This window comes from Pseudoalteromonas porphyrae (assembly GCF_001298125.1).
Classification (GTDB): Bacteria; Pseudomonadota; Gammaproteobacteria; order Enterobacterales; family Alteromonadaceae; genus Pseudoalteromonas; species Pseudoalteromonas neustonica.
Genome location: NZ_LHPH01000021.1, coordinates 54,155 through 80,368, shown reverse-complemented (window position 1 = coordinate 80,368; position 26,214 = coordinate 54,155). Strand labels below are relative to the sequence as shown.

Below are 26,214 nucleotides of genomic sequence, written 5' to 3'. Positions count from 1 at the left end.
TTTAGTGTGGTTTTTGTAGTAATTTATTGCAACGTTCCAAAAATAGCAAGATTAATTGACCTCAGAATATTCCTTTTACAATTAAACTTTACTGAAAGTATTAGGGCGTGTTGACCTTTATAGGTGAAGATAAAAGATGATAACAAAGATGGGATAACAAATAACAAAGATAACACCCATCCTAATGTTTGGTAGCACAGCTTTATTTACTCAATTAAAGTGGCTGTCCAGTTTATTGACCTTCTTTACATCACACTGGGAGTGCCGAAACACCGAAGGAAGTGGAAGATATGCACCGTGCCAACGAAGGCGCTGTCACTTTAATGAGGCAAGCATTGAGTAAACTAGACTTAGCACAGGCATATAACAATGCAGATGTTGGATATCACTACATGATTGATGAGCGTGGAACAATTTATGAGGGGCGTTCTCTTAAGTATGCAGGGGCACACGTAGGGGGGCATAATCAAGGTAATATCGGCGTAGCCTTTTTGGGCGACTATACGCGGAGGGAACTGTCATCGGCTCAGTTTAAAGCAGCTCGACAATTACTAGGAAACTTAAGAGATAGGTTTAAATTACCTGGAGGCTTTATCAGAACACACGGTGAATTTAACAGTGAGAAGCATAATGAGCTGAGAGGGGCTACGCGTCAAGTTAACTTATTAAGGGAAGAGTTCAAATGATTAAAAAATTCATATTGATCAACTCGTTACTATTTTTACTCGTGTTAGGTGTCCATTTGAGCAAATCAGCTTTCCCGAATTCAGGTTCCAAGTGCACCCATCCTAAAGTTTGATACTTGAATTCAAGAAAAGATAAGTTTTTAGCCCAAAAGAGTAAACTTAGTAGCGCAGCTTTATTTGCTCAATTAAAGTGGCTGTCTAGTTTATTCAGTCTAGTTTATTCACTACTTGCAGGTTTTCTTTTTTATCTATTCGCCTATACAATTTGGTCAAGTAAAAAACGTGGAAAGCGTGATTCAGAAAACTCCAAAATTGATATACTTGAACTTATCGTTGAGTTTCTTATTGAATTTATCATATGGTTTTTCCGTACACTTGGTCGTTTATTTAGGATCTTGTCGGGTAATAAGGGTGATACTATTGCTCTCGACATCGACCTATAGTTGGGTAGTATGAGCCTTTTAACCTTAAGCCTCTTACACAACGCATCATGCATTTCTTATTAACAGTTATTTAAAATGCTGGTGGCTCTGAACCAATAAATGACCGCTCATTGTATAACGTATTACTGACTCTTAAATAGCACCAATAATGCTGTTTTTGTCAAGCTTCGAGTTTTGTATGGGAATATTAATAATGAATACGTTTAAATTTAGCGAAGATGAAGAACATCGTGCTATTACAGTTGTTCCTGCCAACAGTGAGGTAATTAAAACAGTCAAATTGGTGTATTATTTTCCTCATGTTTTTATGCCTATGCATAGCCATAAAGTGAGCCAATTTTCTTCGCTTGTATCAGGTCAAGCAATAGAAAAAAGTAGATCCTCAGAAGTAGAAAACCAAATAGGTGTTGTTGAGTATAAACCGTTGTCGCATAGGCACAGTAACGTTATTGGTCCCTATGGCGCTTTTTTTCTATCAGTCAATATTGACTCGGAGCAATCGGCTTTTTTTGATGAATATGGCGCGTTAAATCATCGCTTTAGTGAACTAAGTCAAATGTCAGCGCAATGGCATGGTATGAGCGGTATGTTGATGCAACCAAGTTGTTCACAACACATTGATTATGAAGAGCGTGTGCTTGGCATTTTTAGCGCCACCATCCCTTACGCCAAAAAGTTAAGGTATCCGCCTACGTGGCTAAAACTCGCAGAGCAGGCCTTAAACGAAAGTGATATGAGCATCGAGCAAATAGCAGTGAGTGTGGGGGTGCACAGAGTACACCTGAGTCGTATTTTTCAAACCTATTTTGGTATGTCAATTTCACAATATCGACAACGATTAGCCTTGCAAAAAAGCATTTCGGCTATTTTATGTGACCAAAATAGTATTAGTTCAGCGAGTGCTTTTGGCGGTTTTTCAGATCAAAGTCACTTTACGCGAACACTTAAAAACCAATTTAATATAACACCACGCCAGCTAGCAAAACTTTTTTCATCAAAGCGAGGTGATGTTACATCTATTCTATAAATAGGCTTATATCCATGATGAAATAAACAAAACTAATCAAGGTAGATAAATAAATGAATTATATAATACAGGCGTTAAGTTTTATTATTTTAATATCGTCATTTGGTATAGAGGCAAAGCAAAATCAATTTGATAGTGAGTTTTTAAACTCATTTGTAAATAATATTAAAGAAACAGCACAATTACCGTCAGGGACTGCGGTTGCTGTTGTTTATGAAGATAAAATAATATATGAAGGCTATTGGGGTTATCGTAATATTCAAGAAGGGTTAAAAACTGATGCTGATACTCGCTTTTACATTGCATCTGTAACCAAGCCATTTCTAGCACTTAATCATCTACTTGATGCTTCGAGTAATACAACGTTAAAGAGCACTACCTTAGAGGCGATGTTTCCTGAGTTAATATTACCAGGGCGAGAAAATATTGTGGCTAAAGACTTACTGACTCATACGGCTTCAATTAATAATCTACCGTTGGTATTAGCAACGGCTTTTAGCGGTGAGCACACAGCGCAGTCTATTGAACAGCTGGTAATACAAGAGTCAAGCTTATCAAAAGAAGCGGTGGGTGAGTTTAAATATACAAATGTTGGTTACAATATTTACAGTGTTTTTGCAGATCGTTATTTTAAGCAAAGCTGGCAGGAAAAGTTACAAAATCAAATTTTTGAGCCCGCTAAAATGCTTTCAACCAGTGCTAAATCCTCCCACATTAAAGATAAATCGCGCATTGCTAAACCCTATTCTTTAACTAACCCCAAAAGTAGTGAACCACTTTATTTAGAAAAGCAAGATAGCACTATGCATGCTGCTGGGGGGATGTACGCGACCTCTAAAAATCTAGGGCGGTTTTTAATTGCTCAATTAAATCAGGGGTATATTGATGGTAAAGGCGTTTTTCCGTCAGAGGTAATTGCAAAATCCCATACTCAGCAAGTAACTACAGATACTGCTTTTTTAGATTTTAAGCGCGATGGCTATGCATGGGGCTGGTACACTGGTGATTATAAAAACCAGAGAATGTTACATCATTTTGGTGGCTTTGCAGGAGCCCATGCACATGTTTCATTTATGCCTGAAAAGAAAATTGGCCTTGTAATTTTAAATAATGAAGATTTTTTAAGTAGTCGTTTAACCAGTGTTATTGCTGATTACGTATATGGCTCACTTTTACAAGAGACAGGCATTAAAGAGTCTATAGCGCAAAGAATTGCATCGCTCAAAGGTAAACTAAGCGCAATAGATACAATGTTAGCGAACCAGCAAAATAAATTAAATAAAAGAGAGTTTTTACTTAGCCTACCAAAAGAAAATTATGTCGGGGAATATACTCATCGTTTGCTTGGCACAATGACGGTTAAATTGAACATTGAGGGTCGGTTTGATGTCACGTGGGGTGTTATGCACTCTAGATCTACAGGGATGGATAAAGTAGAGCAAATAAGGGTTCAAATGGAGCCGACTTCAGGAACAGTGATTCGTTTTGATGTGACTGAAAATGTAAATTCATTGTCTTATGGCGGGATAGTTTTTAACAAAACCGTAGAAAATAAACTCTGACCTTACTTATCTAAAGTCACTTTATTTAAAGTAAATCAATAGCTTAAACAATTGAAGCTCTGAGTGTATTAAACTTTAAGTTGAAATATATTTTAAAGCAGGGACTTAAGATTAAAATCAAGAAAAGGAACACACTTTTAAGCGCCATGTTCCTTATTTTGGTTAGCTCAACTATTACGCTGCTACTTTTGGCCAATGCTCCAAAAACACTCTATAAATTAAAGTGCTTCAAAAGTAGCAGCTATGCCTTGCCTGCCGCTTGTACACATAGTGACTAGCCCGTATTTACTGTTAATACGCTTAAGTTCGTGCAGGGATTTTCTGACAAAATATATGCAGTCCTTTTTTATTTTATTTATATTTAGACAGAAAATAGAAGATAAAACTGCGAGTTATCTCAGATCTATTTTGGAGGTTGTGGGTGATTACACAAAGCGCTAACAAGTGATTAATAAAGCCTGTTAGTGTGATATGTAATACGTTTTAGCCCATACTTAATAGAATTACTCCCACACACTTTTCAGGGATAGAATTTTGTTGTGATTAACTATTATTAAAGGCTATTTGGTTTATTTCGAGTTTAAAGTCGCCTTGTTGTTTTTTAGCTATCATGATGCCTAGCTGCCTAATATCTTTAAAGTAAAAGTTAGGGTTTTGCTCAAGTATGCGCCCGCGAAAAGTTAGGCTAAAATCCGAAGGTGTAAAGTTCACTAGGTGCCATTCATCTTTGGTGGTTTTAAATGAAGTTGTATAGGCTGGACCATCTAAATATTGTGTTGTTCTTAATCTAAGTTGGTAAGTTTGGCCATCACCTTTAACGCGTAATGAAATTTGGTTAGCGGCTTGCTCATTGGTGTTAATGGCTGTGCGAACCGATGCAAACCCGCCGTTGTTTTCAAGTGATACAGTACCTGAAAAAACTAATGCGTCATCTTTTTCATACACTTGGCTTGTTGATAATCCACCCATTACAGAGTCATTGACTATATACCAACTTTGATTTGCGCTTACAAACCCCGACGGCAAAAGCAAACTTACGGCAACTACGGATGCAATATTATGTATTTTCATTGGTACGCCTCAGCGGTATAGTGGTTTAGGTATACAAACCTATCAATACGTATGTTTACTAAAATTGTTCAATTATTTTTTAATATGTTGGGAAAAACATGAAATCAGAGACATTTTTTAAATGGGTATGGAACCTAAATGGGCTAATTTTATTGTTAGGAATTGTAATAGGAACTTTGTTAATCTCATATCAACTCGCTCAAACAATATTTAGCGATAATTATATTGAGCCACCGACGTTAAATTTAGCCGATGACAAAAACGAAGAAGAAAAATGGCGCTTGGGCTACCCGCAAAGAATAGGAAAAACGGACTTTTACTTTATAGAGCTTGAATCTGAAAAGTTAACGATTGAAGCGGAAACAGAACGTGAGTTTGGCCAGGTTACAGAAAATTTTAATGGTTCTTCTTATTATAAATACAATGCAACACGCTCAAAAAATGTGATGTTTATAAATGGCAAAACAAACCATTCAAATTGGCTTTTTAGTACGACAGATCAATTGATTCTTGATATCCAGCCACTCTATTTATCTGAATTTGACTCGCAATCAAGTGCGGCTGGTATTGCCTATGATGTTATTAAAAACGACACAAATAACGATGGCCTTTTAAACAGCGATGACAAAAGCACTTTTGCATTAAGTAAAACGGATGGGAGTGACTATAACGAGATTATTACAGGCTACGATAGTGTCCTTGAGTATGATGTAAATGAAGATGGCAATTTATTTGTACTATTTATAGATAATAGTGACGTGTTTTCAATGCTAGTTGATTTAACAACGTTTAAAATAACGAATAAAAAGCAACTTCCTAAAGTCGGGAAAATATAATAATTACAGTATGATAAATTAAAGTGCGTGATTATTATTTACACTCTGTTACAGTAATTTTTCGAACAAAGCTGCAATCCGTATTTATGTTGTTATGATGATATAAAATAACAGCATAAGGATAGTAAAGTTGAAATTACGCACTTTATTAACAGCAGTAGCCGTCGCAGTTGCACCTGCAATATCGCCAATGGCTTTTGCTTATGACACACAAGATACGCGTTTATTACGTTTTCCTGATATTCATAAAGAGTCAGTGACGTTTGTTTATGCCGGTGATATTTATATCGCCAATACAAAAACCGGTAAAAGCACGCGTTTAACTGATCATATTGGTTTTGAAACCTTTCCTAAATTTTCTCCTGATGGGTCAAAAATTGCTTTTTCGGCGCAATACAATGGCAGCCGCCAAGTGTATGTTATGAACCGCGATGGCAGCGAACTAAAGCAGCTGACTTACTATAACGACGTAGGTGTTATGCCACCTCGAGGTGGGTTTGATTACCGTGTACTTGATTGGACACCCGATGGTAAACATATCGTATTTAGAGCGAATCGTACACCGCATGGCAAACGTGTGGGTCGCCCATATATGGTACCCGCTGAGGGAGGCTTAGAACAACCATTAGCAATTCCTGAAACTGGCGGTGGTATGTTATCGCCAGATGGAAAACAGTATGTATATACCCCAATTGATCGTGAATTTCGTACGTGGAAACGTTCGCGTGGCGGGCGTGCACAAGATGTATGGGTATACGATTTAGAAAATAATAAATCAACGCAATTGACCACTGACAGGGCAACCGATCAACAACCTACATGGGTGAACGACAACATTTATTATGTGTCGGATCGAGAGTACACGTTAAACTTGTACAAGCATCAAGACGGTAAAAAGCCAGTAAAAGTCACCCATCACAAAGATTTTGACGTACTTTGGCCATCAGCTGGGCCTGACGCCATAGTGTATGAAAATGGCGGTTACTTGTATCGCTTTGATGATGCAACCCAGCGCGAAGAAAAACTGACCATCAATGTACAAGGCAGTCGTGAATATGCCATGCCTTACAGCAAAAATGTCAGCGATTTCATTGATTCAATGGATGTATCTCATGATGGTAAGCGTGTAGTGTTTAGTGCGCGTGGCGAATTATTCTCTGTGCCAGTTAAAAATGGCCCAACACGTAATTTAAGCCATACGCCTAAAGGACGTGAAATAGCGGCATCTTGGTCACCAAATGGCCGTTACATTGCATATATGAGTGATGAAAGCGGCGAGTATGAAATTTACATACAAGACAGAGCCAGCAACAATAAGGTTAAGCAACTTACCAGTAATGGCAGTATTTGGCGTTTTGACCCTATTTGGTCGCCAGATAATAAAAAGCTATTGTTTGCTGATCAAAATCATACGCTTTGGTGGCTTGATATCAAAACGGGTAAACAGCACAAAATTGATACCGCAAAATATGAAGAAGATAGCTTAACCACGTATATTTGGTCACCTAATAGTAAAGACATTGTTTTTGTTAAAAATAATGAAAACCGCTATGCGTCGCTGTGGCATTACAATATTAAAGGTAAGCGAGTTACTCGCCTAACAGACGATATGAGCAGTGAAACAAATCCGGCGTTTTCGCCTGATGGACAACAGCTATATTTTACCTCAGAGCGAGACTTTAATTTAACCTTTAGTAGCTACGAATTTGATTACATGTTTAACAACGCAACGCGCCTTTATTCGGTTGCGGTAAACAGTAACATTAAGCCACTTAATGCCCCACTTACTGATGAAACAAGCATCGTTGATCCTAAAGCGGATAAAGACGATGAAAAATCAGCAAACACGCCAAGCAATCACATTGAAAGTGACGGCTTTATGGACCGTGTTGTTGCACTAAATGCGCCTGCTGGCAATTACCGCGCACTAACAGGTGTTAAAGAAGGCGTACTAACACTTTCATCCGGTGAGCTTAAATTAATCCCGATTGCGGTTGATGGTGAAATAGCGAGCGTTGCAGCGGGTGTTAATAGTTATAAAATATCAGCCAACGCAGAGCATATTATTGCGCGAGCAGGTGATAGTTTTAGTGTTATAAAACCAGCGCCTAAGCAAGACTTAAAAGCCACCGCATTAAACCTGCAAGACATGGTACTTAAAATTGATCCACAAACAGAATGGGCGCAAATGTACCGTGAAGGTTGGCGTACTTTGCGCGATTGGTTCTATGATGAAAATCATCATGGCCAAGATTGGGACGCAATTTTAAAACGCTATCAACCAATGGCAGATGCCGTTGCACACCGTGCAGACCTTGATCACGTATTAAGTGAAATAGCTGGTGAAATTAACTCTGGTCATATCTATGTAAATTCTGGGGATATGCCAAGAGCAACACGTTTACAACATGGTTTATTAGGTGCTGAAATTAGTGCGCATAAATCGGGTTTTGTAAAAATAGAAAACATTTTTAAAGGTGAAAACTGGCACGAAAACTTCCGTTCACCACTTAACGAAACAGGTATTAACGCAAGCGTTGGTGACTATATTGTTGAGGTGAATGGTCGTTCAGTAAAAGATGTTGTCAACTTTTATGAATTACTCGAAAACACGCAAGGCAAACCGGTTGAGTTATTGCTTAGTAAGTCACCAAGTTTGAAAAAAAGCTGGAAAGTAACCGTAGAACCAATCGCAAGCGAAACAGACCTGCGCTATTTACAATGGGCGCAATCACGTGCTGATTACGTTAATAAACTCTCAGATGGGCGTATCGGCTATGTACACTTGCCAAACACGCATTACGAGGGAAATCGTTCGTTATTTAAAAACTTTTTACCGCAAACAACCAAAGATGCAATGATCATCGATGATCGTTATAACGGTGGCGGATTTATTCCAGAGCACATGATCACTTGGCTGGCGCGTAAACCGCTAAACTATTGGAAGCGCCGTGGTGTTGAGCCAACTAAAACACCACAATTTGCTCACGATGGTCCAAAAGCGATGTTGATCAATGGCTACTCAAGCTCAGGTGGTGATGCGCTACCGTATTACTTCCGTCAAGCTGGCTTAGGTAAATTGATTGGTACACGTACGTGGGGTGGCTTAATTGGTATTTCAGGTAATCCAAGTCTTGTTGATGGTGGCTCTGTAATTGCAGCGACCTTTAGAATACTTGATAACGACGGTAACTGGATAATCGAAGATGAAGGTGTCAGCCCTGATATCGAAGTGATTGATCGTCCAGAGCTTATTCAGGCAGGCCAAGATCCATCGATTGAGCGCGCCGTTCAAGAGCTATTAAAAGAGCTTAAAGCGAACCCGAAAAAGCCACTTGTTGTGCCACCGGCACCAACTGAGTTTGGCAAGTCGTAAGGTTAATAGGCATTAATAATTGAGCCAGCATTTGCTGGCTTTTTTATGTTTTTACGGTAGGGCGTGTTTAAATTTACTGTAGGCGGGGCTTTATGCCAAGCAAATATGAGGTTTTACAATACAAGTGCGAATTAAACTCAAGCTTAGAGGAACTGATATTAAATATTGTAGAACGCTTTTTATGGCGAAAAGGACGTATAAATATCTGCTAACGTTTAAACAGCTCATCTAATTTAAAATATTCAACACCATCACCGGATTGTTTGCTGATATTACTCATCTTTTTTGCGACTTGTTGGCCTGCAATTGGCTTAAACTTTTTAAGCCCCGGTAGCATGCATAATATAGGTAAAAGCACGCTGCCTAGCTTTTCACCAATGCGAAAGTCGTTGTCACGCTTCCCTAATAACAACGAAGGTTGAATAATACTAATACGCTTAAAAGTCAGCGTTTTTACTGCATCTTCAAGCTCGCCTTTCATTTTTAAATAGGCGCTATTACTGTGAGCATTTGCCCCACTGGATGACACTAATACATAATGCTTAACATCCATATTTGCTGCCAGCTTTGCTATTTGTAATTGGTAATCAAAATCCACCTTACGTTGTGCACCAATAGAGCCTGCAGCATTTTTTGTTGTGCCTAAACATGAAAATAATACATCTGTTTTGAGTAGATCTGCATGCTGCGTTAAATTATTAAAATCAAGCACGTAGTTAACTACTTTGTTATTGTTATAAGTAACCGGGCGACGCGTTAGCGTTATCACTTTTTCTATGTGATTTGCAGCAGTTAATTGCTCAACTAAATGATGGCCAACTAACCCCGTTGCACCTACAACAACCGCGACTTTATTTAGCATAGGTATCCTTAGGTATAAATTTGATATGTAGTTGCTGAACAGCACCTGCGAGTGAGCTAACAATTTAGCTTACTCGCAGGTTATTAGCTATTTTGTTGCTGTATTTAAAATAACGATAGGTTCTAAAATATGTGTGAGGACTTGCTCATATTTACTCTTGTCGGATAAATCTGGCGTATGCAGATCTAAGCCAATCTCGAGATTGTAAGTTTTACTATCTGGAACATAATATTGTATGGCAAGGCTTATAACAGACCTGAATTCAACTGATTTTATAGTCGCGATATGTTGTTCAACCCCATGCCAATTAGCAGTGCCATCAACCACTTTGATAGAGATTTCTTTTGGATGAATAACTAACAGAGTGTCAACGCTTGGGTATGCCGCTGTAATGTTATTAAACGTGTGCTGCATTGCTGTTTGTATTAACTCAGCGTTGAGCTTACCTGTGTTGGTATCAAAAGCGCCGCCTTGCTCAATAATAAAGTCATTAAACACTGTTTGTGCTTGAGGGTTTAAGTTGGTCAATGTATGTTTTTTTGAGAAATTGGCAACGTTATTATCAAATGCTTCTCGGTAGAGTACTTTGTTACCGGTATTTGCTGTTGGTAACCATATATAGGCTAGATTGCTATGGGTTGCGGGCTTGGCGAATGTAATTGTATTAGCTGTCACTTTGGGGTCGCTATTGTATTGAACTAGTTTGCAACCGACTAAATTTAGCAAAGCGATGATGATAAAAATGTGTTTAATCATTTTTTCGTCTTCCAAGTGTCAATTGTCTCTAATGCGAATTGTAACGCGCTATCCAATTTTGCAGGGTCTTTAAATAATTTGTCGGCATCTTTAACAATAATTTCTTCATCGCTATTAAATTGCGCTACTAACTCAATGCCTCCAGAGCCCATAGTTAAAAGTGTGTCATACTCATCTCGAATGCGGATATACACTCTGCTGCCTGGCACATAACCTTGCTCGTTTTGAAATAGTGATACAAATATATCACCACCATCGGCACCACCTTCAAGGTAAGACTCTTCTTGGCCATACCATTTGGCTACGTGGCCTAATAAAATACTGTTAGTAAAATGTGCGCGTACTGTATCAACACCTGCAAATACAAATGCATTTATACCTAGCTTAGTTTTTGTTGTGAAAAGCGCTTTTTTCCAGAGTTCATTACGTAGGTTTTCATTTTCTTGACCAGTAAGCGGGTCATATAAGTTGTCAGCGTTGTCTAATAATTGATGAAATACAGTATAAACTTCGCTGGCATCTACTACTTTAAACCCACGCTCTTCAAGTGCTTTTTTTATAGGTGCTTTATAATGACTTTCTAATTGTTGTTCAAAGTAAGTGAGATCTTCTTCAACATAAAAACCGCCAAATCCGAGTACCTGATGGTTTGATTTTAATTGTGCCGTATTCATGTAATTAGGTGAAGAGTTACAGCCACTTAATGTGATAAGGATAATAATAGTAAAAATATATCTCATAATAATTCCTGAAAAATGAGTGTAAAATTAAAGTAACTTGATACCAATTTTAGCGAACGAAGTGAGGGTAAGGTGCCTGTATTCACTTCCTCCGACTTGTGAGCGCCAATTGATTGTGGCTTTTTTATTATTCACGCTGCTATCAGTATAAAAAATTAAGTATTTGGCTTCCTCTGGTAGAGTAAATTGTGTTTTGTAATATAGATTACCATCCAAGTCTAAGGTTGTTGGTAAGCCATATTCCCATGCTTCATAAGGTTTAAGGTGTTTAATAACCTGCTTTGATTTATCTAAAATCAGTAACTGTGGATAAACCAGTGTTGCAGTTTGAATAAAAGCACCATTGGCGTGACTAAAAACTTGAGCAAAGCGACTATTGTGTGGTTTTTCAATCGCAATGAATGGGCTTTTAGCCTCGTTAAAAAGCCTGACTGGCTGCTTTTCTAAATCAAAGTAAGTAAGCTGCTTTGGTTGTTGGGCTACAAATTTAATCGATTTTAAGTCCGAGCAGCATGCAGTACGGTTATTTAACTTGATTAGATCACTTTCAGGCGAATTAGCGCAAGAAGATAAGAACAGAGGTAAGATCAATGCGGTCGCTAATTTTTTCATAACTTTTATTATTATTATTTATGTGTAAATAATACCTAATCTGGAACAAGACATAAAATATATAAAACTTGAATATGTGACACAATGTAAATGAAATTAAACAAATTATAGGGGGGGAAGCTGTGTTACTCCAAATAATCGGTGGTATTTAACTACACAAGAAACAAAGTTAAGCATACTTGCAAATATGCATAAACGTATTTAAAAATAACTATAAAATTGAAAAGGCACTTTATGAGTATCATAACTTTAACGACTCACAATAATATTGCGATTTTAACTTTAACAAATGGTGAAAATCGTCAGAACCCACAATTTGCGCAGCAACTCAAACAGATGCTTGCAAAGGTTGTTGAAAATCAAAACCACAAAGCGCTCGTGATCACTTCAAACGATGAAAAGTGCTGGAGCTTAGGTATTGACACTGACTGGCTATTACCTGCAATGAAGGCAAAAAACGCCGATGAAATTCGTACTTTTATGTACGATATGGACGATGTATTTAAAACGTTACTACTTTTCCCAATGCCAGTGATTGCTGCTATTAATGGCCATGCTTTTGGTAACGGTGCAATTTTAGCTTGCGCCTGTGATTTTAGATTTATGCGCGGCGATCGTGGGTTCTTTTGTTTCCCTGAAGTGGATTTATCTATTCCATTTTTACCGGGGATGATAGCTTTTGTAAAAAAAGCAATACCTTATTATCGTTTTAACGAAATGAAGCTAACAGGGCGCCGAGTATCTGGAGCCGAGCTGGCTATTGATCACGTTATTGAGAAAGCCTCAACTGACCAAGAAAACTTATTAGCCGATGCAATGGCGTTTGCAGCCACGTTTGATAAAAAGCGTACTATTTTTGCCGAGCACAAAAAGCGCTTACACAAAGACATTATTCAGATCATTGATGAAGAAAATAAGCCATTCATCGATAAGCTAGCCTTGATGGTTTAAGTTATAAATCGCCCCTAGATTGAAGAGATTTCAATCCACAAAGGTCAACACGCCCTAGTGAAAAACTAATATGGTTGTATTAAATTTATTCAATTGCATCAGGTTTTTGTACCTGTACACTCCCCGTGTAGTTAACATTTTGTTGCTATGTATATATTGTGTAACTCAAAGGAGCGAAAATGAAAAATAAAATTATAGTAATGACATTGGCACTTGGTTTTATCTCTGTAAGTTCAATAGCTGCAACCTCTTCTGGTTGGTGGCGTACTGTGTCGGTTCAGGCATCTGCAAGCACTCCTGCAGATCACAATGAAGTATGTGCGCGTGCAGAGAGCAGCTTAAGAGCACAGTACAGTGATGTTACTGAGGTAAGATTACGCCCTAGTTTTGATATGTATTCAGGTACTTTGTATTGCAATGCAATTGGTCAAACACAACAATAATAATAAACTTTTGATTGTTAATAGCATCATCTTTAGGTGATGCTATTTTTTAATTGTTAGAAGGCTCGGTTTCAAAGTAGGCTTTACTGAACCTTAGCAGGCACCCACCAACCCCCATCAATACCACTGCAATCCACACTGGCAAATTACCATATTGACTATAAATACTGTCGCCTTCGATTAATTTAATTTCAGCTTTAAGTACGTCAGCTTTAAACTGTGGCATGTTTAATTGAGTGTTACTAATAGGATCGTACACGCCGCTGATACCGTTGTTAGTAACACGAATAAGTGGGCGTTGTAACTCAAGGGCACGCATTCGTGCTATTTGCATATGCTGGTGGGGTCCGTGTGAGGCACCAAACCATGCATCATTGCTGACGGTAAATAAAATATCAGAGTCATTGCGATAATTACCTCGGACTAAATTGGCAAAGGCTATCTCGTAGCAAATGGCTGGCAGGATATTTAAACCGTTAGCACGTAGGTTATTTTGCACTTCATCGCCGCGAGTGAATGATGACATGGGTAAATCAAATAATGGTGCGATAGGGCGCAATATCTCTTCAAATGGCACGAATTCACCAATAGGGAGTAATTGATGCTTTTGATAGCGGTTATTGCCTAGGTATTGATAATGGCCATGCTCATCATCACGCTCTTTATTACCAAGTACTATAAGAGTATTGAAAATAGCGCGAGTATGGCGCTGATAGTCAACAATACCCGTTATGAGCGCTGTATTATTAAAGGATGCAGCACTATCAAGACCCGCTAAAAAACTATCAGCGAGGGCTTCTATTTCGGGGACTGCGGCCTCTGGCCAAACGATTAAATCAGTATTCCAATTTGGCCGAGTCATGTCTTGATATTTGCTCATGGTGGCCCAAAATTCACTGGGTTCAAAACGTAGGTTTTGTTTGATATTACCTTGTACGAGCAGTGTGTTAATCGTTTTATCACTGTATTTATTATCATGGCCTACAACACCTATAACGCTGATAAGTCCAATGATCGCAGTGCTGATCAACGTGGTTTTTATTTCTTTATCAAAGATTAAGCGATACAGCGAAAAACCAATGGTTATACATATTAATGTTAAGCCAAACTCACCAACTATAGGGGCTAAATAATTAAGTGGGCTGTCGGTTTGGGTATAGCCAAAACTTAACCAAGGAAAACCGGTAAGTACTACACCACGTAGGTACTCAGTTATAGCAAAGGTGCTAATAAGTAATAAACCGTAGCTATTAGGCCCACTGGCAAAGCGTGCAGAGAGCGCAAAGGCAAGTGCCGGATAGATAGCTAAATAAGCGCATAACAGCACCATCAATAGCAATGAGGCTACTAATGGCATTCCGCCAAAGGTGGCGATAGATACATGCACCCAGCTTATTCCTGCACCAAACCAGCCAAGGCCGAATATAAACCCATATTTAGCGGCATGTTTGCTGGCTAATTTACCATATTGGTTTTTTGATGTATGTGTACTATGGATTGCTACTGCTATGCAGGCAAAGGTGAGGGGCCAAATCTCAAAAGGAGCATAGCTTAGCGTTAAAAAGAGGCCCGCAAATAATGCGAGCCATGCTTTTTTATCTTTTGCTAAGTTTAGGCAATTAGTCAGTATTGTCTTCACTATCGCTGTCATCAGCCTTTGGTACGGTCACTTGTAATTGCAGTAAGCGTCGGCTATCTGCATTAGTGACTTTAAATTGTAGACCATCGATTAAAATGGTTTCGCCGCGTCCAGGCATATGACCAAAGGCATGTAGCACTGTACCACCTATTGTGTCGGCGTCTTGACTGCTATAGCCACTTTTAAATTTTTCATTAAAGTCATCAACGGGTGTTAGCGCTTGAACAATAAACACATGTTTTGCAACTTGACGAATATCTTGTTGCTCTTCTTCTTCATCATGTTCATCTTCAATCTCACCAACGATGAGTTCAAGAATATCTTCAATGGTAACTAAACCGGATACACCGCCATATTCATCAATAACAAGTGCCATATGATAGCGTTGTTGGCGAAATTCATTAAGCAATGTATCAACACGTTTACTTTCAGGTACAACTACCGCTGGGCGTAAATAATCGCGCAGTGATGGCAGTTGATCATCTTTATTTAAAATTAACGGCAGTAAATCTTTTGCTAGTAAAATACCTTCTATATGATCTTTATCTTCACATACCACCGGAAAGCGTGAATGTGTTGAATGAACCATCATTGGAATTAGTTCTTCCAGTGGAGCGTCAACTTCAAGGGTGATCATTTGTGAGCGCGGGATCATGATGTCTCGCACTTTAAGCTCAGACACGCCAAGCACACCTTCAATCATCTCTTTGGTTTCAGGATCAATTACATCCCGTTCTTGCGCGTCGGCAATTACCTCAACCAGCTCTTCTCTATTCTGGGGTTCCCCTTGCAACATTTGGGTAATTTTACCCAACCAGGTCTTGCCAGAAGAACCCTGGCTAGTCTGCGAGTTATCGTCGCTCATTGCGTCTATTTGCTCCGTAAATTTAAATATCGTCCCGATATGGGTCTGCTATGCCTAGATCAGCTAGTAATTGCTTTTCTATGCTTTCCATCTCATTCGCATCTTCATCCTTTATATGGTCAAATCCAAGTAAATGCAAGCATCCGTGGATCACCATATGGGCAAAATGGTCATGAAATGTCTTTTCTTGCTCAATTGCTTCAGCCAATACGATGGCTGGGCAAATAATTAAATCACCGACTAAAGGTATATCTATGCCAGGTGGTGCTTCAAATTCAAACGACAACACATTGGTTGGTTTATCTTTACCACGGTAGTCATTATTGAGTTGCTGGCTTTGTGCTTCATCAGCAATAACAATGCTTAGTTCTGATTCATCACGGTATTGGCTTAATGCTTTATTCGCCCATAGCGCAAATTGCTCAAGGGTAGGCAAGTTGTCAAACTCACAGGCTATTTGTAAATCAAGTTCAGTGTTCACGGCATTACTCTTTAGTAGCAAGTTGATCTTGCTCTTTATTTGCTAGCAAATCTTTGGCGCGCTGTTTTTCTGCACGCTTTAGGCGATCCGCTTCATCATTACGCTCATACGCTTCAACGATGCGCGCAACAACAGGATGGCGAACTACATCATGGGACTGGAAAAAGTTAAAGCTTATTTCTTCTACATCGCTAAGTACTTCAATGGCGTGGCGAAGTCCTGAACGTGCCCCACGAGGTAAATCTACTTGAGTGATATCGCCGGTGATCACTGCCTTTGAATTAAAGCCAATACGAGTTAAGAACATTTTCATTTGTTCAACCGTGGTATTTTGGCTCTCGTCTAAAATAATAAAGGCATCGTTAAGTGTACGACCGCGCATAAAAGCCAGTGGTGCAACTTCAATGATGTTTTGCTCAAGTAGTTTTTCTACTTTTTCAAAACCAAGCATTTCAAATAGTGCATCGTAAAGCGGGCGCAGGTATGGGTCTATTTTTTGACTTAAATCACCCGGTAAAAACCCCAATCTCTCACCTGCTTCAACAGCAGGGCGGGTTAGTAAAATACGGCGAATTTCTTGACGTTCTAAGGCATCAACGGCGGCGGCTACGGCTAAATAGGTTTTCCCCGTTCCTGCCGGACCAATACCAAAAGTGATATCGTGACGAAAAATATTTGAGACGTAATGACCTTGGTTATCATTGCGTGGTTTTATAACGCCACGACGCGTTTTGATGACAACTTCTTTGCCATATTCACTTAACTCGTCTTGCTCTAATGCTTTTGATTCACTAATTGCTAGATGTACTGCGTTAGCTTCAATGTCAGTAATAACACCGCGCACAGGCTGGGTATCGACATACAAATCTTTAACGATTTCCATGGCTGCAAAGGCACTGGTTGTTTTACCTGTGATTTTAAAGTAGTTGTCGCGGTGAGTAATTTCAACACCTAAACGGCGCTCAATATGTTTGATATTTTCGTCAAACGGGCCACATAAAGCACAAAGACGCTTGTTGTCGGAGGGTTCTAAATAAATCTCTAATTTTTTTAATTGATTACTCAAAATTGCTTCCTATTTTAATGTGCCAGCGAGGCTGGCACGTCAATATCGCCTAAGGAACGAAAGTTGCCACACCTAATTCGTCAGGTGTTACTTGCGGTTCAGGTTGTGCAGCTTTGCTTAAAATATCAGCAGGTGCAACATCGCGGCGCAAGTTCATTTCTGATTCTGTTCGAATTAGGTCACCACGTAAAGAGTTAGGCAGCGCCTCTGTGATACGTACATCAACGAACTGCCCGATCACCGTGTGTGGGCCTACAAAGTTAACAACGCGGTTATTTTCAGTACGTCCACGCAATTCCATCGGGTTTTTCTTTGATGGGCCTTCCACTAAAATACGTTGTTCGGTATCAAACATTTGACGGCTAATTTGCTGCGCCATTTGAGTAATACGGTTTTGTAACAAGTATAAACGTTCTTTTTTCTCTTGCTCAGATACATCATCAGGCAAGTCCGCGGCAGGTGTACCTGGGCGCGCACTGTAGATAAAGCTAAAGCTCATATCAAAACCAATATCGTTGATAAGGTTCATTGTCGCTTCAAAATCCATTTTGCTTTCACCAGGGAACCCAATGATAAAGTCAGATGACATACTTAAATTAGGACGAATTTTACGTAATTTACGAATTGTCGATTTGTACTCAAGCGCGGTATGTCCACGCTTCATTAGATTAAGAATACGATCCGAGCCACTTTGTACTGGTAAATGTAAGTGATCGACAAGTTCAGGTACATCGGCATAAACTTCAATGATATCTGGTGTAAATTCTACCGGGTGCGATGTGGTGTAACGAATACGGTCAATACCATCAATCGCTGCAACATAACGAATTAAATCAGAGAAGTAACAAATTTCGCCATCGTGAGTTTCACCGCGATATGCATTTACGTTTTGACCCAGTAAGTTTACTTCACGTACGTTTTGTTCTGCTAATTGGGCGATTTCTAATAATACATCATCAAGCGGGCGGCTTACTTCTTCGCCACGAGTATAAGGTACTACGCAAAAGGTACAGTATTTAGAGCAGCCTTCCATGATAGATACAAACGCTGACGGGCCATCCGCTTTTGGCTCTGGTAAACGGTCAAACTTCTCAATTTCTGGAAATGAAATATCAACCACTGAGCTGCCTTTGTTACCTTGCACTTGTTTGATCATTTCAGGTAAGCGGTGCAGAGTTTGCGGGCCAAAAATAACGTCGACAAATGGCGCACGTTGGCGAATTGAATCACCTTCTTGCGATGCAACACAGCCACCAACGCCGATAATAAGATCAGGTTTATCATCTTTTAATAATTTCCAGCGGCCAAGCTGATGAAATACTTTTTCCTGTGCTTTTTCGCGAATTGAACAGGTATTGAGTAAGATTACATCTGCGTCTTTAGCTTCATCGGTTAACTGGTAACCGTTAGTTGCATCGAGAAGATCAGCCATTTTCTGAGAGTCGTATTCATTCATCTGACAACCCCAGGTTTTAATATGCAGCTTTTTACTCATTGAAATATAGCCTCGTTTTCAATTCGGTAGTGGCACAAAAATGTGCTAGAAACAGGATTAAGTGATGCGAAATTTTACTGTTCGCGAACTTAAAGGACGCGTATTTTATCTGGATACCCGCCCAGATCCAAGTATAGTTTTTATCTTTGTGATTTGAAATCAAACAAAGCCTTATTTGCGATGTATTAACAGTAAACTCATTGGCACTTGTAAATAGAAATACGATACAATCAAACGTACTGAAAATAGCCAAATTAGCGATTTAAAAATGATGAAAAATAAGGTTATTGTTGTCGGCGGCGGCATGGTTGGTGCTGCCACGGCTGTTAAGCTTGCTAAACAAGGGTGTCAGGTTAAAGTAATTGAGCACCGTGTAATAAACCCTGTTGCTGTTTTAGCAAGTGCAAAGGTTGATATTCGTGTTTCTGCAATCAATCGCTTTTCAGAGCATTTATTAGATGAATTAGGCGCAATGCCTATTTTAAAAGCGCATCGTCATGCCGCTTACCAACAATTAGAAGCATTTGAGCGTTCAGGCGATAACTTATTGTTTGATTGTCACGATATCAATACCACGCATTTAGGTCATTTGATTGAAAATAATTTAATTCAAGCAAGCATTTGGCAACAGTTTGCTGAGCATAATATTGAGGTGATTGAAATAACCCAGCCGCTGTCAAAAATTGAAGAAACGGATCAGTACGTCACGTTACATTATGGCGAGCAGCAATTTAGTGCTGATTTAGTGGTTGCAGCCGATGGTGGGCAATCATTACTACGTAAAAAAGCAGGTATAGGCGTAACAGGTTGGCAGTATGGGCAGCATTGTATGGGGGTTTTAATAAAGTTAGATGCCCCCCAGCAAGTTAAAACATGGCAGCAATTTAAACCCTCTGGCCCCGTCGCATTTCTACCCATGCAAGCACCTTACGCTAATTTAATTTGTTACCACGATGCAAAGCAACTAAAACAATGGCAACAACTTTCAGCGGTCGAACTAAAACAACAAATCCTTAAACATTTTCCACCTTTAGCTGGGGATTTTGACGTGATTGACCACGCTGTTTTTCCGTTAGCGCGTCAACATGCAAATAGCTATTCGCACGGGCGAATTGTTTTAGTGGGTGATGCGGCACATACCATAAACCCATTAGCTGGGCAGGGGGTTAATTTAGGTTTTCAAGATGTTGTTGCCTTGGCAAAAATCCTGCACAACTGCAATGATGTTGGAGCTAAAATACAATTAAAGCATTATGAGCAAACACGTAGAAAGGCAAATTTACTCATGATGAGCATGATGGACGCGTGCTACTTTGGTTTTTCAAATCAAGTTGCGCCATTAAAATGGGCACGTAGCCAATTTTTAAAAATGGCGAATGACTCAGGCTTTTTAAAAAATCAGCTTTTAAAATACGCAATAAGTGGACAATTGAACTAGATTAAAGTTATCGGTAAGAAAGCTTTAGTCTGAACTTCAATTTTATAAATGCACGAATCACTTCGTGCATTTTATTATAGACACAAAAAATTGACCTTCTCATACCCGAGCATACAAAGCTTTTTTGCTAACTTTTGCCACTTGTTTGCATTTTAAAGCGTTCGGAAATTTACGAGTTCATTAATCATCTTTAAATTGCACGCAACCTGACTATAGAAGCGCAAATGTGAATGATTTTTTTATTTTCATAATTTTAGCAGGTACTTTTCTTTTAGGTGTGAGTTTAAAGCCTACCTTTTTGATTTATAAAAAGACAAATAGCTCGCAGTGGGGCTTACTATTGCTGTTAATTATATTTTTTATAATGGCTTATTGGTGGGTGATTTATTATTTCTTTACTCAGGGTGTGGATACCTTTGTTGCTTCTAGTGTGTCATTGATCTTATTTGGTGGCAGTGGTTTTGTTGTACTAGTTACTCGATTAAGTTTAAGCAGTATTATTAAAATAGAAAGAGTAAGCGCACAGCAACGTTTTTTAGCTGAGCATGATGTCCTCACTCGCCTACCAAATAGAAATAAGTTTTTCCGCATTCTTAAAAAGCAAATCAGTCTCAATAATTCATTTACGCTATTTTTCATAGATTTGAATGGATTTAAGCAGGTAAATGACAGGTTCGGCCATCAATACGGTGATGAGCTATTAAGTTTACTCTCTCAAAGCTTGCGCCAGCACTTATCCGGAATTGCTAAGGTATATAGAATCGGTGGCGACGAATTCGCGCTTATTTTATTTTCACGAACAGAAAAAAAATATGTCAATTGTGTCACTGCTATTAATACAGCAATCAGTCTACCTTTTTCAATCAGGGAGCAAAAAATAACGGTCATGCTGAGTATTGGTGTGAGTCGGTTTCCAGATAATAGCCAACACCAGCATGAGCTGCTGATACAAGCTGATTTGGCTATGTATGAAGCAAAAAGGACGGCTCAGCAAGTTGTTGCTTACTTTCCGGAATTAGGACACAGGGCGCGTGAATTAAGTGAGATGTCTACACGGATAGAAAAAGCATTGCAAGATAATGAATTTGAGTTGCACTTGCAGCCTATATTATCGGCTTTTGGTGGGCAGTTACATGGTGCTGAAGTCCTTATACGCTGGCCTCAAAAAAATGGGGAGTTTATACCACCAAATAAATTGATATCTGTGGCAGAACAAACAGGGTTGATTTTACCTTTATCTCAATGGATTGTATTAAATTCGTTCAAACAGTTGAAAAAGCTAAAGGCGCACGGGTTTTATGGTTTTCTTCATATAAATCTGTCACCTAAAGATTTGGAAAGCGAGGAGTTTTATTATTTTATTGAAATGCTAGTTGAATTGGATCCAAGTGTGAGTAAATCAATTATTTTTGAGATCACTGAAAACGCGATGATGACCAATTTAAATGCTGCGCGTAAAATGATGTCTAAATTGAGTAAGATGGGTTTTAAGTTCAGTGTGGACGATTTCGGTACTGGTTTCTCTTCACTGGTCTTATTAAGAGAATTGCCAATAGACCAAATAAAAATAGATCAATCATTTATAAAAAACATGCTCAATGAGCCAGCTGCATATGCAATCGTTGAATCTACAATATTTTTAGCGAGTAGGCTTAATTGTAATGTGGTTGCTGAAGGTATCGAAGAAAAGAAAGTTGAACAGGCATTAATTAAGTTAAACTGTGATTATGTTCAAGGTTTTTTCTACAGTAAAGCATTGAGTATAGATTGCTTTAGAAAGAGGTATTTAAGATAGGTAATACTAAGAAGATATAAAATTGGCTGGGATACCAGGATTTGAACCTGGGAATGCCAGGATCAAAACCTGGTGCCTTACCGCTTGGCGATATCCCAACTCTAAATTTTACTAGTTTTAGTTCTAAGTAAGAACATGGTGCGGAAGGAGAGACTTGAACTCTCACAACCTAAGTTACTGGAACCTAAATCCAGCGCGTCTACCAATTCCGCCACTCCCGCATACTAATTCATTCTTTAACAACTTACTTTGGTATAAGAAGTTGGCTGGGATACCAGGATTTGAACCTGGGAATGCCAGGATCAAAACCTGGTGCCTTACCGCTTGGCGATATCCCAACAAAGAATTATTTGATAATTTTAGTTCTTATCAAGAACATGGTGCGGAAGGAGAGACTTGAACTCTCACAACCTAAGTTACTGGAACCTAAATCCAGCGCGTCTACCAATTCCGCCACTCCCGCATACTATTTTTCATTCTTTTACAACTTTTCTTGGTAGAGAAAAGTTGGCTGGGATACCAGGATTTGAACCTGGGAATGCCAGGATCAAAACCTGGTGCCTTACCGCTTGGCGATATCCCAACAAAGAATTATTTGATAATTTTAGTTCCTATCAAGAACATGGTGCGGAAGGAGAGACTTGAACTCTCACAACCTAAGTTACTGGAACCTAAATCCAGCGCGTCTACCAATTCCGCCACTCCCGCATACTTTGTGTTATAAAACACTTGGTAGTTATTTTAAACTCTTTATTGAGCCGCAATTTAACTCTTGCAGAGCCATTTCAAAAGAAATGGTGGCTAAGACGGGATTTGAACCTGTGACCCCATCATTATGAGTGATGTGCTCTAACCAGCTGAGCTACTTAGCCATTGTTGGCTGGGATACCAGGATTTGAACCTGGGAATGCCAGGATCAAAACCTGGTGCCTTACCGCTTGGCGATATCCCAACAATAAACAAGTGATAATTTTAGTTCTTATCAGAACATGGTGCGGAAGGAGAGACTTGAACTCTCACAACCTAAGTTACTGGAACCTAAATCCAGCGCGTCTACCAATTCCGCCACTCCCGCATACTTTGTGTAATTAAACACTTGGTAGTTATTTTAAACTCTTCATTGAGCAACAAAAAGTAAATGGTGGCTAAGACGGGATTTGAACCTGTGACCCCATCATTATGAGTGATGTGCTCTAACCAGCTGAGCTACTTAGCCATATTTTTTGTTTGCACTTCATCGTTGAGTGCGGGGCGTATTATGCTGATATGACCCAAATTCGTCAACACCTTTTTTGCAAAAAAACACGTATCTTTGTTTGTTTGCAGGAAAAATAAGCTAAGCGGCTAAAATTTAATAAAAATGATGGTTTTTTGACTGCTGTATTAAGTTCATTTTGCATTTTTTAGGAACTAGGTTGAGAAAAGAATATCTTTTAGTTGGATCTTATATAGAAGAGTTTGCTGTGTTGGTGAATAAAATAGACGTTTGGGCTTGTTTAATCGACCAAGAGTGTAATGATGTAATCGATATTGAAAGTATTAAATAGAATTTTGGGGCTAAAAATAAAAAAGGCTCGTAAATGAGCCTTTTAAATACTAATAAAAGAAGAGATTATTAAACGTTGAACAAGAAGTTCATTACGTCGCCATCTTTAACTATGTATTCTTTACCTTCTTGACGCATTTTACCTGCTTCTTTTGCACCACTTTCACCCTTGAAGGCAACAAAGTCATCAAAAGCGATAGTTTGTGCACGGATAAAGCCACGTTCAAAGTCAGTATGAATTTTACCTGCGGCTTGTGGTGCTGTTGCGCCTACAGGGATTGTCCATGCACGTACTTCTTTTACACCTGCAGTAAAGTAGGTTTGTAAATGCAGTAGTTCATAGCCACCACGGATCACTAAATTCAAACCAGGCTCATCAAGACCTAGATCGGCCATAAACTCAAGCTTGTCTTCGTCATCAAGTTCAGAAAGCTCAGATTCGATTGCGGCACATACAGGAACCACGACAGCATCTTCTGCTGCGGCAATTTCACGAACGCGATCAAGATATGGATTATTTTCAAACCCATCTTCAGCAACGTTTGCAATATACATCGTTGGTTTGATGGTTAAGAAGTTAATTGAGGCAATAGCTGCTTTTTCTTCTTTAGTTAATGCTAAAGAACGTAAAGTTAGGCCTTCATCAAGGTGTACTTTTACTTTTTCAAGTACGGCATTTTGTTCTTTAGCGTCTTTATCGCCACCTTTGGCTTTTTTCGCATTACGGAAAAGTGCTTTATCAGCGCTATCCATATCAGCAAGTACTAACTCGGTGTTGATCACATCAATATCATCTGCAGGATCAATAGTACCTGCAACGTGAATAATGTTTTCATCTTCAAAGCAGCGAACTACGTGGCCAATAGCATCGGTTTCACGAATGTTAGCTAAAAATTGGTTACCTAAACCTTCACCTTTTGAAGCGCCTTTTACAAGACCTGCAATATCCACAAATTCCATACTTGTTGTAAGGATGCGCTGTGGATTTACAATTTTTGCAAGTTCGTCTAGGCGAGGATCTGGCACCGGTACCACACCCGTATTAGGCTCAATGGTACAAAAAGGAAAGTTAGCGGCTTCAATACCCGCTTTGGTTAATGCATTGAAAAGTGTTGATTTACCAACATTAGGCAAACCGACGATGCCACATTTGAAACCCATAGTAAGATACCTTGTTTAGATTCGTTTAAACGGTTTTACTTAATACCTAAGCTACTAGGGTTTAAACGAATGTAGTCTGTTTTGTGCTTTTAACACACCGTCTTTTGCAAGTATTTCCATACAGCGAACTGCTTCATCAACTGCGGCATCCATTTTTTCTTGGTCTGCTTTGGCTGCTTTTCCAAGCACCCAACCAGTCACCATTTCACGATGTCCAGGATGACCTACACCTATTCGTAAACGCATGAAATCTTTTTGATTTGCCATCTTTGCAATAATGTCTTTTAACCCATTATGGCCACCGTGTCCGCCACCTTTTTTTAATTTGGCAACACCGGGATCGAGATCCAATTCATCGTGAGCAACTAAAATGCTCTCAACGGGGATTTTGAAAAAGTTGGCTAAACTACCGACTGCTTTACCACTTAAATTCATATAAGTAGTGGGGATCAGTAATTTGAATTCTTGACCTTGGATGATCACTTTACCTGTAAGGCCGTGATACTTAGGATCGTGTTTTAGCGTGCAGTTATAGCGTGCAGCGAGTTGCTCAATGAACCAAGCACCTGCATTGTGGCGTGTGTTTGCGTATTCGGGGCCTGGATTAGCCAGGCCCACAAGCATTTGAATAGAATTCAAGGTGCAAACCTAGAAATTATTCTGCAGCTTCGTCTTCAACTGGCGCAGCTTTGTTAGCTTTGATAGTTACGATAGACTGGTCGTGATCAGCACCTTTCGCTAAATCAACAGATGAAACACCTGCAGGAAGTTTAACGTCAGAGATGTGGATTGAATCACCGGCTACTAAAGCAGCAACGTTAACTTCAACGAACTCAGGAAGTGCTTTTGGAAGACACGTGATTTCGATTTCAGTTAATTGGTGAACAACCGTGTTACCAGCTTTAGTTACTACGTCTTCACCGATAAAGTGAACAGGCACTTTAGTGTGAAGTTTGTGAGCAGCATCTACACGTTGGAAATCAAGGTGAGTGATCTTAGGCTTGAACGGGTGACGTTGAATATCTTTAAGGATAGCTTCAACTTTTTCACCAGCGATATCAAGAGTAAGAATGTGAGTGTAGAAACCTTCACTTTCTTGTGCTTTGATCATATCTTTATGTTCAAAAGTAAGAGTCGTAGCTTCTTTATCTGCACCGTAAAGGATAGCAGGAACTTTGTCTTCGCGACGTAGGCGGCGGCTCGCACCTGTACCAGTTTCTGTGCGTAGTTCTGCATTAAATGTATATGTTTCGTTAGACATGATGTCTCCAATAATTAAAAGAGTTAGGGCCTTTGCGACCAAGGTCCCTAGCCAAAAGGCGCACTATCATAACACCACCCCTAACTAAAATAAACAACGGGT

21 protein-coding genes, 10 tRNA genes and 1 pseudogene are annotated in these 26,214 nt (G+C 39.2%); 9 read left to right on the top strand and 23 right to left on the bottom strand.

Features of this window, described 5'->3' with window-relative positions; genetic code table 11:
- Positions 1-257 precede the first annotated feature (257 nt).
- The 3 genes and pseudogenes from ADS77_RS16295 to ADS77_RS16280 form a co-directional block, all read left to right on the top strand.
- Positions 258-686 (top strand): annotated as a pseudogene (locus ADS77_RS16295) (peptidoglycan recognition family protein); the annotation flags it as partial.
- A gap of 636 nt (positions 687-1,322) precedes the next feature.
- Positions 1,323-2,156, top strand: a complete 834-nt coding sequence (locus ADS77_RS16285) for a helix-turn-helix domain-containing protein (protein ID WP_054206482.1) — start codon at positions 1,323-1,325, stop codon at positions 2,154-2,156.
- Between the two features lie 53 nt (positions 2,157-2,209).
- On the top strand, positions 2,210-3,718 hold the full coding sequence (locus ADS77_RS16280; RefSeq protein WP_054455355.1) for a serine hydrolase domain-containing protein: 1,509 nt from the start codon (positions 2,210-2,212) through the stop codon (positions 3,716-3,718).
- Between the two features lie 543 nt (positions 3,719-4,261).
- On the opposite strand, the gene ADS77_RS16275 is transcribed toward ADS77_RS16280, so the two are convergent.
- Entirely contained in the window at positions 4,262-4,789 is a 528-nt protein-coding gene (locus ADS77_RS16275) for a CIA30 family protein (protein WP_054206480.1), read from the bottom strand.
- A 98-nt stretch (positions 4,790-4,887) separates the two neighbouring features.
- Between ADS77_RS16275 and ADS77_RS16270 the strand changes: the two genes are divergently transcribed.
- Both ADS77_RS16270 and ADS77_RS16265 read left to right on the top strand, forming a co-directional pair.
- Positions 4,888-5,625, top strand: coding sequence for a hypothetical protein (locus ADS77_RS16270; protein ID WP_054206479.1), 738 nt, complete (start codon positions 4,888-4,890; stop codon positions 5,623-5,625).
- Between the two features lie 190 nt (positions 5,626-5,815).
- On the top strand, positions 5,816-9,001 hold the full coding sequence (locus ADS77_RS16265) for a PDZ domain-containing protein (RefSeq protein ID WP_410054819.1): 3,186 nt from the start codon (positions 5,816-5,818) through the stop codon (positions 8,999-9,001).
- 208 nt (positions 9,002-9,209) lie between these two features.
- On the opposite strand, the gene ADS77_RS16260 is transcribed toward ADS77_RS16265, so the two are convergent.
- The 4 genes from ADS77_RS16260 to ADS77_RS16245 form a co-directional block, all read right to left on the bottom strand.
- On the bottom strand, positions 9,210-9,863 hold the full coding sequence (locus tag ADS77_RS16260; protein WP_054455351.1) for an NAD(P)H-binding protein: 654 nt from the start codon (positions 9,861-9,863) through the stop codon (positions 9,210-9,212).
- A gap of 87 nt (positions 9,864-9,950) precedes the next feature.
- A complete protein-coding gene (locus ADS77_RS16255) occupies positions 9,951-10,619 on the bottom strand; it encodes a hypothetical protein (RefSeq protein ID WP_054455349.1) in 669 nt (222 codons plus the stop codon).
- A complete protein-coding gene (locus tag ADS77_RS16250) occupies positions 10,616-11,359 on the bottom strand; it encodes a hypothetical protein (protein ID WP_235575800.1) in 744 nt (247 codons plus the stop codon). The genes ADS77_RS16255 and ADS77_RS16250 overlap by 4 nt, the downstream gene beginning before the upstream one ends.
- 27 nt (positions 11,360-11,386) lie before the next feature.
- Positions 11,387-11,971: a MalM family protein gene (locus tag ADS77_RS16245; RefSeq protein WP_054455347.1), complete on the bottom strand. Its 585-nt coding sequence runs from the start codon at positions 11,969-11,971 to the stop codon at positions 11,387-11,389.
- A 234-nt stretch (positions 11,972-12,205) separates the two neighbouring features.
- Between ADS77_RS16245 and ADS77_RS16240 the strand changes: the two genes are divergently transcribed.
- Both ADS77_RS16240 and ADS77_RS16235 read left to right on the top strand, forming a co-directional pair.
- Positions 12,206-12,922, top strand: a complete 717-nt coding sequence (locus ADS77_RS16240; protein ID WP_054206475.1) for an enoyl-CoA hydratase/isomerase family protein — start codon at positions 12,206-12,208, stop codon at positions 12,920-12,922.
- Between the two features lie 179 nt (positions 12,923-13,101).
- On the top strand, positions 13,102-13,365 hold the full coding sequence (locus ADS77_RS16235) for a hypothetical protein (protein WP_054455344.1): 264 nt from the start codon (positions 13,102-13,104) through the stop codon (positions 13,363-13,365).
- A gap of 49 nt (positions 13,366-13,414) precedes the next feature.
- On the opposite strand, the gene lnt is transcribed toward ADS77_RS16235, so the two are convergent.
- The 5 genes from lnt to miaB are packed head-to-tail and all read right to left on the bottom strand — an operon-like array spanning position 13,415 to position 18,911.
- Entirely contained in the window at positions 13,415-15,004 is a 1,590-nt protein-coding gene (gene lnt / locus ADS77_RS16230) for an apolipoprotein N-acyltransferase (protein ID WP_054455372.1), read from the bottom strand.
- A complete protein-coding gene (gene corC, locus ADS77_RS16225) occupies positions 14,985-15,869 on the bottom strand; it encodes a CNNM family magnesium/cobalt transport protein CorC (RefSeq protein ID WP_054206473.1) in 885 nt (294 codons plus the stop codon). The genes lnt and corC overlap by 20 nt, the downstream gene beginning before the upstream one ends.
- A gap of 22 nt (positions 15,870-15,891) precedes the next feature.
- A complete protein-coding gene (gene ybeY / locus ADS77_RS16220) occupies positions 15,892-16,350 on the bottom strand; it encodes an rRNA maturation RNase YbeY (protein WP_054206472.1) in 459 nt (152 codons plus the stop codon).
- A gap of 4 nt (positions 16,351-16,354) precedes the next feature.
- On the bottom strand, positions 16,355-17,416 hold the full coding sequence (locus ADS77_RS16215; protein WP_054455342.1) for a PhoH family protein: 1,062 nt from the start codon (positions 17,414-17,416) through the stop codon (positions 16,355-16,357).
- Between the two features lie 49 nt (positions 17,417-17,465).
- On the bottom strand, positions 17,466-18,911 hold the full coding sequence (miaB, locus tag ADS77_RS16210; RefSeq protein WP_054455340.1) for a tRNA (N6-isopentenyl adenosine(37)-C2)-methylthiotransferase MiaB: 1,446 nt from the start codon (positions 18,909-18,911) through the stop codon (positions 17,466-17,468).
- 268 nt (positions 18,912-19,179) lie between these two features.
- On the opposite strand from miaB, the gene ADS77_RS16205 reads away from it, so the two are divergent.
- A complete protein-coding gene (locus ADS77_RS16205; RefSeq protein WP_054455338.1) occupies positions 19,180-20,349 on the top strand; it encodes an FAD-dependent monooxygenase in 1,170 nt (389 codons plus the stop codon).
- Positions 20,350-20,575: 226 nt separating this feature from the next.
- Positions 20,576-22,144, top strand: a complete 1,569-nt coding sequence (locus tag ADS77_RS16200) for a putative bifunctional diguanylate cyclase/phosphodiesterase (RefSeq protein ID WP_054455335.1) — start codon at positions 20,576-20,578, stop codon at positions 22,142-22,144.
- Positions 22,145-22,167: 23 nt separating this feature from the next.
- Here ADS77_RS16200 and ADS77_RS16195 read toward each other — a convergent pair.
- The 13 genes from ADS77_RS16195 to ADS77_RS16135 all read right to left on the bottom strand — a co-directional run bounded on the left by ADS77_RS16195 (position 22,168) and on the right by ADS77_RS16135 (position 26,112).
- Positions 22,168-22,242 (bottom strand) — tRNA-Gln (locus tag ADS77_RS16195).
- A gap of 38 nt (positions 22,243-22,280) precedes the next feature.
- Positions 22,281-22,365: transfer RNA gene (locus ADS77_RS16190), tRNA-Leu, on the bottom strand.
- Between the two features lie 42 nt (positions 22,366-22,407).
- Positions 22,408-22,482, bottom strand: a tRNA-Gln gene (locus tag ADS77_RS16185).
- A gap of 40 nt (positions 22,483-22,522) precedes the next feature.
- Positions 22,523-22,607: transfer RNA gene (locus ADS77_RS16180), tRNA-Leu, on the bottom strand.
- Between the two features lie 45 nt (positions 22,608-22,652).
- Positions 22,653-22,727: transfer RNA gene (locus ADS77_RS16175), tRNA-Gln, on the bottom strand.
- A 40-nt stretch (positions 22,728-22,767) separates the two neighbouring features.
- A tRNA-Leu gene (locus tag ADS77_RS16170) sits at positions 22,768-22,852 on the bottom strand.
- An 87-nt stretch (positions 22,853-22,939) separates the two neighbouring features.
- Positions 22,940-23,016, bottom strand: a tRNA-Met gene (locus ADS77_RS16165).
- Positions 23,017-23,021: 5 nt separating this feature from the next.
- Positions 23,022-23,096: transfer RNA gene (locus ADS77_RS16160), tRNA-Gln, on the bottom strand.
- Between the two features lie 38 nt (positions 23,097-23,134).
- Positions 23,135-23,219: transfer RNA gene (locus tag ADS77_RS16155), tRNA-Leu, on the bottom strand.
- Between the two features lie 64 nt (positions 23,220-23,283).
- Positions 23,284-23,360, bottom strand: a tRNA-Met gene (locus tag ADS77_RS16150).
- A 399-nt stretch (positions 23,361-23,759) separates the two neighbouring features.
- Entirely contained in the window at positions 23,760-24,851 is a 1,092-nt protein-coding gene (ychF, locus tag ADS77_RS16145) for a redox-regulated ATPase YchF (RefSeq protein ID WP_054206467.1), read from the bottom strand.
- Positions 24,852-24,905: 54 nt separating this feature from the next.
- Positions 24,906-25,490 carry an aminoacyl-tRNA hydrolase gene (pth, locus tag ADS77_RS16140; RefSeq protein ID WP_054206466.1) on the bottom strand — a complete coding sequence of 195 codons (585 nt, stop codon included), beginning with the start codon at positions 25,488-25,490 and terminating at the stop codon, positions 24,906-24,908.
- Between the two features lie 16 nt (positions 25,491-25,506).
- Positions 25,507-26,112, bottom strand: a complete 606-nt coding sequence (locus ADS77_RS16135; RefSeq protein ID WP_054206465.1) for a 50S ribosomal protein L25/general stress protein Ctc — start codon at positions 26,110-26,112, stop codon at positions 25,507-25,509.
- Positions 26,113-26,214 lie beyond the last annotated feature (102 nt).

What these genes read in the sequence shown, in the direction of transcription:
- corC (WP_054206473.1), bottom strand. Translation starts at nt 15,869, where the DNA reads ATGAGCGACGATAACTCGCAGACTAGCCAGGGTTCTTCTGGCAAGACC.
- ADS77_RS16260 (WP_054455351.1), bottom strand. Translation starts at nt 9,863, where the DNA reads ATGCTAAATAAAGTCGCGGTTGTTGTAGGTGCAACGGGGTTAGTTGGC.
- miaB (WP_054455340.1), bottom strand. Translation starts at nt 18,911, where the DNA reads ATGAGTAAAAAGCTGCATATTAAAACCTGGGGTTGTCAGATGAATGAA.
- ADS77_RS16135 (WP_054206465.1), bottom strand. Translation starts at nt 26,112, where the DNA reads ATGTCTAACGAAACATATACATTTAATGCAGAACTACGCACAGAAACT.
- ADS77_RS16250 (WP_235575800.1), bottom strand. Translation starts at nt 11,359, where the DNA reads ATGAGATATATTTTTACTATTATTATCCTTATCACATTAAGTGGCTGT.
- ychF (WP_054206467.1), bottom strand. Translation starts at nt 24,851, where the DNA reads ATGGGTTTCAAATGTGGCATCGTCGGTTTGCCTAATGTTGGTAAATCA.
- ADS77_RS16240 (WP_054206475.1), top strand. Translation starts at nt 12,206, where the DNA reads ATGAGTATCATAACTTTAACGACTCACAATAATATTGCGATTTTAACT.
- ADS77_RS16265 (WP_410054819.1), top strand. Translation starts at nt 5,816, where the DNA reads ATGGCTTTTGCTTATGACACACAAGATACGCGTTTATTACGTTTTCCT.
- ADS77_RS16275 (WP_054206480.1), bottom strand. Translation starts at nt 4,789, where the DNA reads ATGAAAATACATAATATTGCATCCGTAGTTGCCGTAAGTTTGCTTTTG.
- ADS77_RS16235 (WP_054455344.1), top strand. Translation starts at nt 13,102, where the DNA reads ATGAAAAATAAAATTATAGTAATGACATTGGCACTTGGTTTTATCTCT.
- ADS77_RS16270 (WP_054206479.1), top strand. Translation starts at nt 4,888, where the DNA reads ATGAAATCAGAGACATTTTTTAAATGGGTATGGAACCTAAATGGGCTA.
- ADS77_RS16255 (WP_054455349.1), bottom strand. Translation starts at nt 10,619, where the DNA reads ATGATTAAACACATTTTTATCATCATCGCTTTGCTAAATTTAGTCGGT.
- ADS77_RS16205 (WP_054455338.1), top strand. Translation starts at nt 19,180, where the DNA reads ATGATGAAAAATAAGGTTATTGTTGTCGGCGGCGGCATGGTTGGTGCT.
- ADS77_RS16285 (WP_054206482.1), top strand. Translation starts at nt 1,323, where the DNA reads ATGAATACGTTTAAATTTAGCGAAGATGAAGAACATCGTGCTATTACA.
- ADS77_RS16245 (WP_054455347.1), bottom strand. Translation starts at nt 11,971, where the DNA reads ATGAAAAAATTAGCGACCGCATTGATCTTACCTCTGTTCTTATCTTCT.
- ADS77_RS16280 (WP_054455355.1), top strand. Translation starts at nt 2,210, where the DNA reads ATGAATTATATAATACAGGCGTTAAGTTTTATTATTTTAATATCGTCA.